Origin of the sequence: Paraburkholderia sp. BR13444 (assembly GCF_040948755.1) — a bacterium.
GTDB classification, from domain to species: domain Bacteria; phylum Pseudomonadota; class Gammaproteobacteria; order Burkholderiales; family Burkholderiaceae; genus Paraburkholderia; species Paraburkholderia youngii.
Genome location: NZ_JBFPKM010000013.1, coordinates 89,280 through 102,809, shown reverse-complemented (window position 1 = coordinate 102,809; position 13,530 = coordinate 89,280). Strand labels below are relative to the sequence as shown.

Here is a 13,530-nt window from a genome sequence, read left to right as displayed (position 1 = left end):
ATGAAATCGTACGAACGACTTTTTATCGATGGTCGCTGGGTAGCGCCAGTCAAGAATGGCAGCTTTGAGACTATCGATCCGAGCAGCGAACAGGTTATTGCAAAGGTTGCGGCTGCGACCGCCGAAGACGTAGACCTTGCGGTGCAAGCCGCACGGAAGGCATTTGACGAAGGTCCTTGGCCGCGTATGAGCGGCGGCGAACGTGCCGAGGTCCTCCGTCGCATTGGTAGAGGTATTCGTGACCGCCTGCAGGAACTGGCGGAAATCGAAGTACGGGACAACGGCAAGCCACTTCCGGAGGCGCTCTGGGACGTGGGCGATGCCGCCGGCTGCTTCGAGTTCTATGCAAACCTGGCCGAGAAGCTTGATGAGAATGCCGAGACGCCGGTTGCTCTCTCTGATGAGCGCTTCAGCTCGGTTGCTCGCAAGGAGCCAGTCGGTGTGGCGGGCGCAATCATTCCATGGAACTTCCCGATGCTGATGGCGGCATGGAAAGTGGCCCCCGCGTTAGCGGCTGGCTGCGCCATGGTTCTGAAACCGTCGGAATTGACACCTCTCACGGCGCTTGAGTTAGCCAGCATCGTTTCCGCCGCCGACCTGCCGCCTGGTGTCCTCAACGTTCTGACGGGCCTTGGGAAGGACGCTGGCGCTCCGCTCGCCGAGCATCCGGACATCGACAAGCTTGCATTTACAGGCAGCGTGCCTACCGGCAGCCGCATCATGCAGGCCGCTGCGCGAGACATCAAGAATGTCAGCCTCGAACTGGGTGGGAAATCACCATTCATCGTTTTCGATGACAGCGACATCGAGGCGGCGGTCGAGTGGATCATGTTCGGCATTTTCTGGAACCAGGGGGAGGTCTGCTCCGCTACTTCGCGCGTGCTGGTGCAGCGTGGAATATATGACCGCCTGCTGGAGCGTCTGAAAGAAGAGACCCAGAAGCTCACCATCGGCAATGGCCTGCAAGACGGTGTGCTGCTCGGGCCTATCGTGAGCAAAGGCCAGTACGAGAAGGTTCGCGAGGCGGTCGAGCGTGGCGTGACCGAAGGCGCCCGGCTAGTGGTCGGCGGCGGCCGACCTGCTCACCTGGACAAGGGGTACTTCATGGAGCCGGTCGTCTTCGCGGACGTTCCGGCCGGCAGTTGGGTCTGGAACGAAGAAATCTTTGGGCCGGTCGTCTGCATCCGTCCGTTCGATGACGAAGCAGAGGCGGTGCGCTCGGCGAACGACTCCCGATTTGGTCTTGCGGCCGCGGTCATGTCGCGTGACAACACGCGTTGCGAGCGCGTGGCGAGGGCATTGCGCGCGGGGATTGTCTGGATTAACTGCAGCCAGCCGACTTTCACCGAGGCGCCGTGGGGCGGCTACAAGCAGAGCGGAATCGGTCGCGAACTTGGTGAATGGGGTTTGAACAACTACCTTGAAACCAAGCAGATCACGCGGTACGACAGTGATAAGCCCTGGGGCTGGTACATCAAGTAAGGTCTGTCAATCATGCGCTGGAAAAAGACGCTTCAAATCATCGACGTTCATTGCGAAGGCGAGATCGGCAAAGTCATCACCGGGGGAGTCATCGGAATCCCGGGTGCGACGATGCTCGACAAGATGAACTACATCAACGAGGTCGACGACAGCCTGAGAAGGCTCGTCGTCCTCGAGCCGCGAGGCTGTCTGCAGATGTCTGTGAACCTCCTGTTGCCGCCCACGCGTCCCGAAGCTCACGCGGGCTTCATCGTACTTCAGGCGGACAAGGCGCACCCCATGTCCGGGAGCAACGCCATCTGCGTTGTGACGGCGCTGCTGGAACTAGGCATGGTGGAGATGCAGGAACCTGAAACAACGGTCGTCCTTGACACGCCGGCGGGTCTGGTCACGGCAAGAGCCGCATGTAGTGACGGTCGTTGCACGGGCGTTTCACTCGATATGGTGCCGGCGTTCGTCGAGGAACTCGACTTCATTTTCGACACGCCGAAGTTTGGCAAAATCAAGGCGGACATCGCATTTGGCGGCGTCTACTATGCACTCGTCGACGTCGAGCAGGTGGGTTTGAAGATTGCGCCCGAGAACGCGCGCGAACTTGCCGAGTTCGGAGTCGGGCTGAAGGACGTTATCAACAGCCAGATCAGGATTCAGCATCCGCTTTTCCCGGAAATCAACGAAGTCGCCTATGTGATGTTCCGTAACCGGGTGAGCGAAGACCTTTACCAGACCTGCACAACGCTTCCGCCTGGTCGGGTGGACAGGTCACCGTGCGGCACGGGCAGTTCGGCCAATCTGGCCACTTTGTCGGCTCGCGGTCTCGTCGACGTCGGCAGCCGGTTGAAGTCGCGCTCGACCATCGGCGGCGAGTTCGTTGTCGAGCTGCGAGGAAAGACCGAAGTCGGCGGCAAGCCTGCCGTGTTGCCACGAGTGCAGGGGCGGGCCTGGGTCTATGGCATCCAGCAGCTTGGTGTCGACCCGGACGACCCGCTGGCTGCCGGTTTCATGCTGAGTGATACCTGGGGTTCCGGTTTTCCGAAGGCCTGAGGCGGCAGGAGCCCACACGATGATAAACTTGAAGGCGCGCCCGGCATTTCGGGCCCACGACTACGGCGGTGAAGCGATGAGCAAGGGAACGGAGACAGAATCCACCGTCCGCAGACACGGCGGGCGGTATATCTATGAGGAATTGCGCAAGCAGATTCTGACGTTGAAGCTCAAGCCAGGCGCGCCGCTCGACGAAGTCTCTCTGGCGGCGCAGTTTGGTCTGTCGCGCTCACCGGTGCGCGACGCGCTTGCGCGCCTCATCAGCGAAGGTCTCGTGACGATTCTCCCGAACCGCACGACGCTCGTGACGCCTTTCGAGATTGAAGAGTTCCCGAAGTACATCTCGGCGCTGGACCTGATTCAGCGCGCGGTGACGCGGCTGGCCGCCCAGCACCGGACGGAAGAAGACCTCAAGCGCATTCGAATGGCAGATGAGGAGTACATGCAGGCGGTCGAAAGCGGCGACTTCCAGGCAATGTCGGAGACGAACAAAGCTCTTCATATCGCCATCGCCCATGCGGCGAACAATCCGTACTTTATTGGGTATTACGAACGTCTGCTTGGAGAAGGGCAGCGCCTCCTGCATCTTCACTTCGACTTCACCGTTACGTCGCCGACCGCGACGAAGCTCGGTCGGGATCACGCGGAAATGATTGACGCGATTGCACAACGGGATGCCGACGAAGCCGAAAAACTGGCACACGAGCACACGATGCTGTTCCAGAAACGGTTCCTTGACTACATGCGGCAGAACATGACGGAATCGTTGGCTATCCTCTAATCGCCAGCCTAGCTCCTCCGAAGGCTGTTCTTTAACAAAGGAGCGGCCTTTTTTGTTACTGGTGAGAAGCGCTTCCCCGCAAGCCCTCCAGAAATGTCCAGAGTTCGGGAGCGTCAGATGTGGCCGCGTTAAACCTAAACCACTCGGACGTATGCTCGCCAGGGCGGAAGTATGAGCCGGGGGCGAGCCAGATTCCCTTTTTGAGGGCTTTGTTTGCGACCGCAATGCTGTCTTCCGGCCGGATCGGCAATCTGGCCCATAGAAAAAGGCCTGCGTTCGGCGTGTGAAATACCTCGAGACCGGCGCTGAGCATCGACTGCGTGATTTTGGCATGAGCGTTGAAGAGCCGCTCCCGGATATGTGCTGTGTGTCGGTCGTAGTGTCCCTCGATCAGAACATTCGCCACGGCACGTTCGGTCACCTCGGACGACGTTAGTCCGACCGCCATCTTCGTCAACGCAAAGCGAGACAGCAGCTCGCGACTGGCTGCAATATAGCCGACCCGCATTGCGGGCGTGATGGTTTTCGAAAAGCCAGACACGTAGATGACGCGTTGCAAACCCTCCATCGCGGCAAGGCAGGGCGCGCCCGCAGGCGCGAGCTCACGCGAAATGTCGTCCTCAACAATCCAGATGCCTTCACGGTCGGCAATCTGCAAAAGCCGGAAGGCCGAGGAAGCGCTCAGCGAAGTCCCAGAGGGGTTTTGCAGAACCGTGTTGACGAACATGATCTTCGGCTTGTGGGCCCTCACGACCTCTTCAAGCTGTGCACTGTCGATGCCTTCGGGCGTGCGCGGAACGCTGACGACATTGACGAAGGCGACTTTCAGGATCTCGAGCAGATTGCAGTAGCACGGATCTTCGACGAGCACAGTGTCGCCGGGTCGCAGCAGTGTGCGAACGATCAGGTCCAATGCCTGCGTGACGCCCTGGGTCAGCAGAACATCATCGCTGCCGACAGACAGCGAGTACCTTCTCAGTGAATTTGCGATGTGTTCGCGCAAAGACGCGAGTCCGTACGGATGACCATAGCCCCCGATACGCGGCCCGGGCACGCGGCTGACCACACGCAGGGCGTGCTGGAGACCGCTCTCGTTTATCCAGTCGTTAGGTATCCATCCGCAGCCAGCTTTGATGGGCACAGTCTTGTCCGCGAAAACATCGGACAGCAACCACGCCTTGTTGAGACTAGGTGCACTCCACGCAGGGGCGGCAGGTGGTTTCGCCGCCGGTGTAGCAATGCGGTAGCCAGCGCCGGCGCGCGCGATCACCAGGCCGAGTGAAACGAGACGCTGATAGGCCTCGGAGACCGTGTAGGTGCTCAGATTGTGGCTCTTCGCGAGGGCGCGGACTGAGGGAAGCGCAGTGCCCGCCGGAAATGTACCTTGTCTGAGTTCCTGTTCGATCGACGACACGATCTGGTCCACCAGCGTGCCTTCGTTCTTGCGGGAGCGCGACAGGTTCAGCTTGAACATTTCAATACAGTTCGAAGAGGATAATCAATACGGTCTGACTGCTCATTGCATGCTGTCCAGTGATTGTAGCGCGCTACCTGGATAAAGTTGGCTCACCTTCACGGAGTCACCAAATGAGCGCGAATCAACCGAACCTGGACCTGACGAAGTTCTGGATGCCTTTCACCGCGAACCGCCAATTCAAGGCTGCGCCGCGACTGTTCAAGGCTGCCAAAGGCATGTACTACACGACGGTCGATGACCGTCAGGTGATGGACGCGACGGCCGGACTCTGGTGCGTCAATGCGGGTCACGGCCGTACCGAAATCACGCGTGCCGTGAGCGAGCAGCTCGAGACGATGGACTACGCGCCAACGTTCCAGATTGGACACCCGCTGGCCTTCCAGGCTGCAGCGAAGGTCGCCGAGTTCATGCCGGCCGGCCTTGACCGCATCTTTTTCACCAACTCCGGTTCCGAGTCGGTCGATACGGCGTTGAAGATGGCGCTCGCCTATCACCGTGCTCGCGGCGAAGGTCAACGTACCCGTTTCATTGGCCGCGAGCGTGGCTACCACGGTGTGGGCTTCGGTGGCATTTCTGTGGGCGGCATCTTGCCGAATCGCAAGGCGTTCTCCGGCAACCTGATGCCGCACGTGGACCATTTGCCGCACACCTACAACGTTGCAGAAACGGCATTCACGCGAGGCCAGCCGACTTGGGGTGCCCATCTGGCTGACGAGCTCGAGCGACTTGTTGCGTTGCACGATGCCTCGACCATCGCAGCGGTCATTGTCGAGCCGCTCGCCGGCTCCACCGGTGTGCTCGTTCCGCCTAAGGGTTACCTCGAACGACTGCGCGAAATATGCACGAAGCACGGCATCCTGCTGATTTTCGATGAAGTGATTACGGCGTTCGGCCGCCTTGGCGCCGCAACCGCGAGCGAAATCTTCGGCGTCAAGCCGGACATCATCACGATGGCCAAGGCCATCAACAACGCGGCTATTCCGATGGGTGCCGTAGCGGCAAGCCGCACGATTCACGACACTGTAGTGAATGCCGGCCCCGAGAACGCGATTGAGTTTTTCCACGGCTATACCTACACCGCGCATCCGGCAGCTGCCGCCGCGGCGATTGCAACGCTGGACATCTACAGGCGCGACCGGCTTTTCGAGCGTGCAAAAGAGCTCTCCGGCGTGTTCGAAGACGCGGCGTATGAAGTGAAGGGTGCCCCGCACGTGAAGGACATCCGCAATCTAGGCCTGGTCGCAGGCATCGAGCTCGAGTCGCGTCCGGGTGCGCCGGGAGCGCGCGCCTACGAGGTCTTCCTGAAGTGCTTCGAAGCCGGTGTGCTGGTGCGTTACACCGGCGACATCCTCGCTTTCTCGCCGCCGCTGATCGTCGATGAGAAGCAGATTGACCAGATCTTCTCCACCGTGCGCAACGCCTTGCGCGACGTGGCCTGAGTTGAATCGCCCGGCCGTCATGGCCAAACTGGAATCCCGGAGTCTTCAAATGAACGTAGCAAGCGAAACGGCAAACCTCTCCGCCAAGCAGGTCAGCCACTTCATCAATGGTCAGGTCGTCGCTCCGTCGAGCGACCGTTTCAAGGACGTCTTCAATCCCGCCACCGGGGAAGTCACTGGCGCAGTCGCCCTTGCTTCTGTGGAGGAAGTCGACCGCGCCGTGCAGGCCGCAGCAGCAGCGTTTCCGAGCTGGAGCGAGATGGCACCGCTCAAGCGTGCGCGAATCCTGTTCAAGTTCAAGGAATTGTTGAACAGGCACCACGACGAACTCGCGATGCTCATCACCCGCGAGCACGGCAAGGTGTTCACCGACGCTCAGGGTGAAGTCGTCCGCGGCATCGAGGTCGTCGAGTTTGCGTGCGGCATCCCGAACCTCCTGAAGACGGACTTCACCGACCAGATCGGCGGCGGCATCGACAACTGGAATCTGCGTCAGCCGTTGGGCGTCGTGGCCGGCATCACGCCGTTCAATTTTCCGGTCATGGTCCCGATGTGGATGTTCCCCGTGGCGCTCGCTTGCGGCAACACATTCATTCTGAAGCCGTCGGAGCGCGACCCGTCGGCTTCCCTACGCCTTGCCGAGTTGCTCAAGGAAGCCGGTCTGCCGGACGGAGTGTTCAATGTCGTGAACGGCGACAAGGTTGCGGTCGATGCACTCATCGAGCATCCGGACGTGGCGGCCATCTCGTTCGTCGGCTCCACGCCGATTGCAGAGTACATCCATACGGAAGCGTCGAAGCGAGGAAAGCGCGTCCAGGCGCTCGGTGGCGCCAAGAATCACCTCGTCGTGATGCCTGACGCTGACCTCGATCAGGCCGTCGATGCACTCATCGGTGCAGCCTACGGCTCGGCGGGCGAGCGGTGCATGGCTATCTCGGTGGCGGTCGCCGTTGGCAATACGGGTGACCAGCTGATCGAAAAGCTGATTCCCCGCGTGAATTCGCTGGTCATCAAGAACGGCGAGAATCTCGATGCGGAAATGGGTCCGCTCGTGACGGCTGAGCATAAGGCGAAAGTCTCCGGTTACATCGAGTCGGGCGAAGCAGAAGGTGCAAAGCTCATCGTGGACGGGCGTGCTCATCCCGTCGCAGCGCAAGACGGCTTCTTCATCGGGGGCACCCTTTTCGATGATGTGCGTACCGACATGAAAATCTACAAGGAAGAAATTTTCGGGCCGGTCCTTGCCGTCATCCGTGTTCCGGATTTCGCCAGTGCGGTCAAGCTGATTAACGCACACGAATTCGGCAACGGTGTGTCGTTGTACACGTCGGATGGCGGTGTCGCCCGGGCCTTCACGCGTCAGATCCAGGTGGGGATGGTCGGTGTCAACGTGCCGATCCCGGTGCCGATGGCATGGCACTCGTTCGGCGGCTGGAAGAAGTCACTCTTCGGCGACCATCATGCGTACGGCGAAGAAGGCATCCGCTTCTATACGCGATACAAGAGCGTGATGCAGCGCTGGCCCGACAGCATCAGCAAGGGCGCTGAATTCACGATGCCGGTCGCAAAGTAATTCCAGCGCAGGTCAGGACCGATTTGATTCTTCAGGAGTGAACTCACTGTGGGTAAGCGAGAAGCGTGAGTGATTTCGGCCGGCTCCGTACCGAAGGCGCCGGCCCTTTTTTTGCCTCCAGATTACAAATCCCGGTCCGATCCGCGGAAGGCGACTTCGAATGCAATCGATTCCCGTGCTACCAGACAAGGAACACACTAATGACTCGTACAAATCTCGACGACAGTACGGCTGCTCAGGAACTTGCCATTGAGGGCGCGTTGGCACCGGCAGAGAGCCATGCTTCCAGCAACCCCATCGAAGGGCACACAGCAACATCACACCATCCTGACGCGCCCGGCGGCACCGTAGACGCGCGATTTGACTGGCTCGATAACGCTAGTCCGTTTGCACAGGTTGAATTTTAAAATCCCGGCGCCTTGATTTTGACGGTAACGCCGGCATTGGCAGCATTCTCGTTGAGGCGGTCGCTGAAATCGAGGCTGGACTCGCAATTGCCGCGCAAGTCGGTGGGTTGGACGGCCGCTCCAAGGCTGCAGGAAGCCTGAACGGTAGGAACGGACCAGTAAATCACAATTGCCTGTGCGATCGTTTTCCATGTGAGTGAGTGATTTTTACTGTTTATCGCCCATTTCAATTGAAAAATGACCACGCCGGCAGCGCCGGGAAAGCAGACTTTTACCAAAGGCAGAGTACGGCAATCGCCAAGTTGACACGAGAAGATGACCTTCCTAAACTGCATACATACTTGCACACAGCCAAACATACCGATTGGTGTATTTGGAAGGCTGTCTCGACGCCAGCCGCTGGGGCTGGAACCAGGTGCACTTCCAGCGTCGGCCAAGCATGGTTCCTGCCGCAGACGCATCAGCCAGGGTAAGACCTGGCGCTCACCTCGGACCGGTTCTCAGGGCAAGCGGTATCGCACCCATACGGAGGACTACTAATGGGGGCGGCGCCGTAGGTTGATTCGGAATTTGGGTGCAAAGCATTTGTTAGACCGAGGCGCAGGGGCAGACCGGAAGGCTTCGGAAATCGATGACGAAATTGTGATGGAGAATGAGATGAAATTGTCTGGTGTGATGCCGGCGTTGGTGACGCCGTTTGACGCGAACAACAAGGTCGACTTTAAGGCGCTCGAGAAGCACATGCTCAATCTGCGTGCTGCAGGAGTGACTGGTTGGGTACCCTTGGGCTCCACCGGCGAATACTTTTCGATGTCGAACGAGGAGCGCGAAGAGGTGCTCCGGTTCGTGAAGGACTTCGCCAACGACAATGAGGCCCTTATCGCGGGCACGAACGCACCAGCAACCCGCGAAGTCATAGAGAACACGGCGAAAGCAAAGGAAATCGGCTACGACACGGTCCTTCTGGCAACGCCGTTCTACACTCGTCCGACACAGGAAGAACTCCTTGCGCATTACCGGACCGTACTGGACGAGACCGGCGTCAACCTCATCCTCTACAACTATCCGCCGAAGGATGGCATCGAAATCTCGTTCGAGCTGATGGACGCGCTTGCTGATGACCCGCGCGTCATCGGCATCAAGGAAAGCTCGGGAGTTCTCCAGCGCGCTATCGACATCTACTCGCGTTACAAAGGCCGCATTGACCTCATCTCTGGCTCCGATGACGTCGCGCTCGATTTCATGTTCTGGGGCGCGGACACCTGGATTTGCGGTCCGGCCAACTGCATGGCGAAGGCTTGCTGTGACCTTGACCGTGTGTTCCGCTCCGGCGAGTTGGACAAGGCGCGTGAAATGATGGCAACGCTCTATCGTGCCATGAACATCCTCGAGAGCGGCAAGTTCGTTCAGAAAATCAAATACGGCTGCGAACTGCAGGGCACGCCGGTCGGTCATGCCCGTGCGCCTCTGGGAGAATTGACGGACGAAGAAAAGAAGGCATTCCGGGCAGCGATGGAGCCCATCCTGAACTGGTAGTGGTCATTGGCGGCTGGAGCGAGATCTCCAGCCAATTGCAAGCGTTCGCGGGGAGTATTTGTGGCACCTATCGTTGTCATCGGCGCTGGAATCATTGGAACCACCATCGCGTACGACCTGCAGCGACGCGGCCAGTCGGTTGTACTTGTCGACCGGGACGCGCCTGGTAAAGGGGCGTCGTTCGGCAACATGGCCAGTATTGCAGTGACGGAATTCATGCCGGCATCGCGCCCGGGAGTTTGGGCGCAAATGCCGAAGTGGATGCTGGACCCAGAAGGTCCCGTACGGATTCGACCCGGCTACATGCCGAAGCTCATACCGTGGTTCATGCGTTTTCTCTCTGCGAGCCGGCCTTCAAAGCTGCGTGAGCTGGAAGCCGCTGGAGCGGTACTGTGCGGCCGCGTCTACCAGGACCTGGACGCGCTTCTCAAGGAAACCGGCCTCGAGCACATGCTGAGCAAGGAAGGCTGCCTCAGCCTGTACACCGACGAGGCGGAGTTCCGGGCCGACCGCGAGCATATCGAAATCCTTGAGCGCTTTGGATTCCAGCATCAGGTCCTGGATGGGAGTGCCATTCGTGACCTGGAGCCAGCGCTGACGCACAAAATTGGGAAGGCCGTTCTCTTTCCGGACAACCGGTCTATCGCGGACCCATACAAGCTAGTCGTAGCGCTTTCAGATCAATTCAAGGTGCTCGGTGGTCGAATCGAACAAGGCGAAGTCGGCGGCTTCGAGCATGCCGAAGATGGAATCTCGGCGGTCAGACTGAAAGACGGTCGCCTACTGGAGGCGAGCCAGGTTGTGCTGGCCGCCGGAGCATTCACCGGTCGCCTATCTGCGCTACTGAATGAGCACATCCCGCTCGAAACCGAGCGAGGCTATCACACGCAGATCATGGCGCCGGGCATCTCCATGAAGCATTCGATCATCTGGCCCGCCAAAGCCTTCATGGTGACGCCTACTGCGGGTGGCATTCGCGTCGGTGGCACTGTGGAAATGGCAGGCCTCGACGCACCCCCGGACTATCGACGAGCGAAGGTTCTTGTGAAGCGAGCCAGGGAGGCGCTTCCCGAACTCAAGGCCGAACAGACCAGCGAGTGGATGGGTCATCGGCCAGCGCTTCCGGACACGGTCCCTGTCATGGGGCGGTCGGCCAGGCGTCGCAACGTGTTTTACGCCACGGGGCATGGACACCTCGGACTCACGTATGGCGCGACCACGGGCCGATTGATGGCCGACCTCATCACAGGCGTTACGCCGCCCGTAGACATGAGGCCCTATCGCGTCGACCGGTTTTAACTGATTTGAACTATCGGCAAGGCAATCTTTATGCGAAACGAACTTTACATCGATGGCAAGTGGGTCAAGCCCGTCAACGGCGAGACGCGCGATGTCATCAATCCGGCAACGGAAGAAGTCATTAAGACAATCAGCGCTGCCTCGGCTGAAGATGTGGACATTGCCGTCAAGGCCGCGCGTCGGGCGTTCGACCACGACGGTTGGCCCAGACTGAGCGGTGCTCAGCGCGCCAAATACCTCCGAGCCATTGCGAAGGGCATCCGCAAGCGTCAGGAAGAAATATCGCGTCTCGAATCCATCGATAACGGCAAGCCGTTTCCGGAAGCAATGTGGGACATTGGTGATGCTGCGGGCTGCTTCGAATATTACGCGGGTCTCGCAGAAGAGCTTGACAACCACCCCGAAGAAAAAATCCAGCTGTCCGATGGCCGATTCACGTCGAAGGCCGTGAAGGAGCCCATCGGTGTGGCGGGCGCAATCATCCCGTGGAATTACCCGTTGTTGATGGCGGCATGGAAAGTGGCGCCGGCACTCGCCGCAGGCTGCACGGTGGTCCTGAAGCCCGCGGAAGTGACCTCGCTGACGGCATTGGAGCTGGCAGCCATTGCGCACGAAGCGGAACTGCCGCCTGGCGTGCTGAATATCCTCACGGGCTCTGGCTCTGTTGCCGGTCAAGCGATCATCGACCACAAGGGCGTGGACAAGCTGGCCTTCACAGGCTCAGGCCCGATTGGTTCGCAAATCATGGCAGCCGCAGCACGCGACATCAAACGCGTGAGCCTCGAGCTGGGTGGCAAGTCGCCCTTCGTTGTTTTCGAGGATGCTGACATTGAACAGGCCGTCGAGTGGATTATGTTCGGCATTTTCTGGAACCAGGGGCAGGTGTGCTCGGCCACGTCGCGTGTCCTGGTGCAAAAGGGCATTTACAACAAGCTGCTTGCACGACTGATTGAAGAAACAAACCGCATCAAGGTTGGCAACGGTCTTGACGACGGTGTCCTTCTTGGACCGCTGGTTTCGAAGCACCAACACGAGCAGGTTGTGGCCGCCATCGAAGCCGCGAAGGCAGCGGGTGCGACGGTTGCTGCGGGTGGGACGCGCCCCAAAGGCTTCGACAAGGGCTACTACCTGCGTCCGACCATCCTGACGGATGTGCCGCTCGACAGCGATGCATGGGTCGAGGAGATCTTTGGTCCGGTCGTCTGCGTGCGTCCGTTTGAGACTGAAGAAGAGGCCGTCGCGCTCGCCAATGATTCGCGCTTCGGTCTTGCCGCGGCTGTGATGTCGAAGAATGATGCGCGCGCCGAACGGGTTGCCGCTGCCTTGCGTGCCGGCATTGTCTGGATTAACTGCTCGCAGCCAACATTCACCGAAGCGCCGTGGGGCGGTTACAAGCAATCTGGCATCGGCCGCGAACTGGGTCGCTGGGGCCTCGATAACTACCTCGAGACCAAGCAGGTGACCAGATTCGTCGGCGAAGAACCTTGGGGCTGGTACATCAGGAAGAGTTAAAGCAATGACCGTTGAGGGCCCCTCGGTATCGAGGGGCCCCATAAACTGCGTTAGTTCCGGCGAAGACGCGCTATCAGGTTGCGGAGCATGGCGGCGCGCTTGTTGCCGGAGACACGCGAGTTATCGATGACTCGTCCAGGCAGCCCGCGGTGGTCCGTGGCAGAGGGGAACCGCCGGCGAGTCCTTAGGCAGAGGGATTGAATTGAACAAACCGCTTGATGGTCAAACTATTCTCGTCACCGGCGCTACAGGCGGTATTGGCGCTGCCATCGTCGAGCGGCTCGCTTCTGAAGGCGCGCGGCCAATCATCCACTACGGTCGTGACAGAGCGAAAGCGCAGTCACTTTTAGCTCGCATCGAAGGCAACGGCGCAATCATTCAGGGCGACTTGTCGACTGCCGACGGCCCTTTTGAACTCTGGCGCGGAGCCATCGACATTGCTGGTCACATTCACGGCCTAATCAACAACGCTGGTATTCGTACTGAAGTCACGGTCGACGCCAGCCCTGCGGAGTGGCGCGCCGTTTGGCAGAAGGAGTTTCAAGTGAATGTTTTCGCTGCAGCCGACTTGTGTCGTGAAGCGGTCAAACACTTCAAATTGCACGGCGGTGGGCGGATCGTCAATATGTCGAGTCGGGCGGCCCAGAGGGGCTACGCGGCCAATGCCATGCCTTATGGCGCGACCAAGGCTGCGCTTGCGAACCTGACGAAATCTATCGCGCGCTCATTTGGGACCGACGGCATAACCGCTGTGAATATCTCGCCTGGGTGGGTGCTAACCGATATGGCAGAGGACTTCGTTGAAAAACATGGAATGTCCGCTGCAGTCGCCGATATCCCAATCGGCAAAATGGCTGCACCGTCGGAAGTGGCAGAACTGGTTTGCTTTGTCTTGCGGCCGTCGCAAGCGTCGCTGAACGGCGCGACTCTCGATGTGAACGGTGGTAGCTATATTCGTTAGCAGGATTCGCAAAACAGTG

12 protein-coding genes are annotated in these 13,530 nt (G+C 59.3%); 10 read left to right on the top strand and 2 right to left on the bottom strand.

Annotated features, from left to right (window positions below):
- The 3 genes from AB3X95_RS29475 to AB3X95_RS29465 are packed head-to-tail and all read left to right on the top strand — an operon-like array spanning window position 1 to window position 3,307.
- Complete coding sequence (locus AB3X95_RS29475; protein WP_368593269.1) at window positions 1-1,482, top strand: aldehyde dehydrogenase family protein; 1,482 nt, start codon at window positions 1-3, stop codon at window positions 1,480-1,482.
- Window positions 1,483-1,494: 12 nt separating this feature from the next.
- A complete protein-coding gene (locus AB3X95_RS29470; RefSeq protein ID WP_368593270.1) occupies window positions 1,495-2,526 on the top strand; it encodes a proline racemase family protein in 1,032 nt (343 codons plus the stop codon).
- 19 nt (window positions 2,527-2,545) lie between these two features.
- Complete coding sequence (locus AB3X95_RS29465; protein WP_368593271.1) at window positions 2,546-3,307, top strand: GntR family transcriptional regulator; 762 nt, start codon at window positions 2,546-2,548, stop codon at window positions 3,305-3,307.
- 55 nt (window positions 3,308-3,362) lie between these two features.
- On the opposite strand, the gene AB3X95_RS29460 is transcribed toward AB3X95_RS29465, so the two are convergent.
- Window positions 3,363-4,781 (bottom strand): PLP-dependent aminotransferase family protein, encoded by a 1,419-nt coding sequence (locus AB3X95_RS29460; RefSeq protein WP_368593272.1) that lies wholly within the window; start codon window positions 4,779-4,781, stop codon window positions 3,363-3,365.
- Between the two features lie 113 nt (window positions 4,782-4,894).
- Here AB3X95_RS29460 and AB3X95_RS29455 point away from each other — a divergent pair, with 113 nt between their 5' ends.
- From AB3X95_RS29455 to AB3X95_RS29445, 3 genes are all read left to right on the top strand, one after another.
- On the top strand, window positions 4,895-6,223 hold the full coding sequence (locus AB3X95_RS29455) for an aspartate aminotransferase family protein (protein ID WP_368593273.1): 1,329 nt from the start codon (window positions 4,895-4,897) through the stop codon (window positions 6,221-6,223).
- Between the two features lie 49 nt (window positions 6,224-6,272).
- Entirely contained in the window at window positions 6,273-7,796 is a 1,524-nt protein-coding gene (locus tag AB3X95_RS29450; protein ID WP_368593274.1) for a CoA-acylating methylmalonate-semialdehyde dehydrogenase, read from the top strand.
- A 200-nt stretch (window positions 7,797-7,996) separates the two neighbouring features.
- Window positions 7,997-8,203 carry a hypothetical protein gene (locus AB3X95_RS29445; RefSeq protein ID WP_368593275.1) on the top strand — a complete coding sequence of 69 codons (207 nt, stop codon included), beginning with the start codon at window positions 7,997-7,999 and terminating at the stop codon, window positions 8,201-8,203.
- Here the strand turns inward: AB3X95_RS29445 and AB3X95_RS29440 are convergent.
- Window positions 8,200-8,640 (bottom strand): hypothetical protein, encoded by a 441-nt coding sequence (locus AB3X95_RS29440; protein ID WP_368593276.1) that lies wholly within the window; start codon window positions 8,638-8,640, stop codon window positions 8,200-8,202. The two genes, AB3X95_RS29445 and AB3X95_RS29440, sit on opposite strands and share 4 nt — an antisense overlap.
- Before the next feature lie 220 nt (window positions 8,641-8,860).
- Between AB3X95_RS29440 and dapA the strand changes: the two genes are divergently transcribed.
- From dapA to AB3X95_RS29420, 4 genes are all read left to right on the top strand, one after another.
- Complete coding sequence (gene dapA, locus AB3X95_RS29435) at window positions 8,861-9,739, top strand: 4-hydroxy-tetrahydrodipicolinate synthase (RefSeq protein WP_368593277.1); 879 nt, start codon at window positions 8,861-8,863, stop codon at window positions 9,737-9,739.
- 60 nt (window positions 9,740-9,799) lie between these two features.
- Window positions 9,800-11,038: an NAD(P)/FAD-dependent oxidoreductase gene (locus tag AB3X95_RS29430; RefSeq protein WP_368593278.1), complete on the top strand. Its 1,239-nt coding sequence runs from the start codon at window positions 9,800-9,802 to the stop codon at window positions 11,036-11,038.
- Window positions 11,039-11,068: 30 nt separating this feature from the next.
- A complete protein-coding gene (locus AB3X95_RS29425; protein ID WP_368593279.1) occupies window positions 11,069-12,550 on the top strand; it encodes an aldehyde dehydrogenase family protein in 1,482 nt (493 codons plus the stop codon).
- A gap of 202 nt (window positions 12,551-12,752) precedes the next feature.
- Window positions 12,753-13,511 carry an SDR family NAD(P)-dependent oxidoreductase gene (locus AB3X95_RS29420; protein ID WP_368593280.1) on the top strand — a complete coding sequence of 253 codons (759 nt, stop codon included), beginning with the start codon at window positions 12,753-12,755 and terminating at the stop codon, window positions 13,509-13,511.
- Window positions 13,512-13,530: the final 19 nt, after the last annotated feature.

Coding starts and splice junctions, on each gene's coding strand:
- AB3X95_RS29475 (WP_368593269.1), top strand. CDS start 1: ATGAAATCGTACGAACGACTTTTTATCGATGGTCGCTGGGTAGCGCCA.
- AB3X95_RS29470 (WP_368593270.1), top strand. CDS start 1,495: ATGCGCTGGAAAAAGACGCTTCAAATCATCGACGTTCATTGCGAAGGC.
- AB3X95_RS29465 (WP_368593271.1), top strand. CDS start 2,546: ATGATAAACTTGAAGGCGCGCCCGGCATTTCGGGCCCACGACTACGGC.
- AB3X95_RS29460 (WP_368593272.1), bottom strand. CDS start 4,781: ATGTTCAAGCTGAACCTGTCGCGCTCCCGCAAGAACGAAGGCACGCTG.
- AB3X95_RS29455 (WP_368593273.1), top strand. CDS start 4,895: ATGAGCGCGAATCAACCGAACCTGGACCTGACGAAGTTCTGGATGCCT.
- AB3X95_RS29450 (WP_368593274.1), top strand. CDS start 6,273: ATGAACGTAGCAAGCGAAACGGCAAACCTCTCCGCCAAGCAGGTCAGC.
- AB3X95_RS29445 (WP_368593275.1), top strand. CDS start 7,997: ATGACTCGTACAAATCTCGACGACAGTACGGCTGCTCAGGAACTTGCC.
- dapA (WP_368593277.1), top strand. CDS start 8,861: ATGAAATTGTCTGGTGTGATGCCGGCGTTGGTGACGCCGTTTGACGCG.
- AB3X95_RS29425 (WP_368593279.1), top strand. CDS start 11,069: ATGCGAAACGAACTTTACATCGATGGCAAGTGGGTCAAGCCCGTCAAC.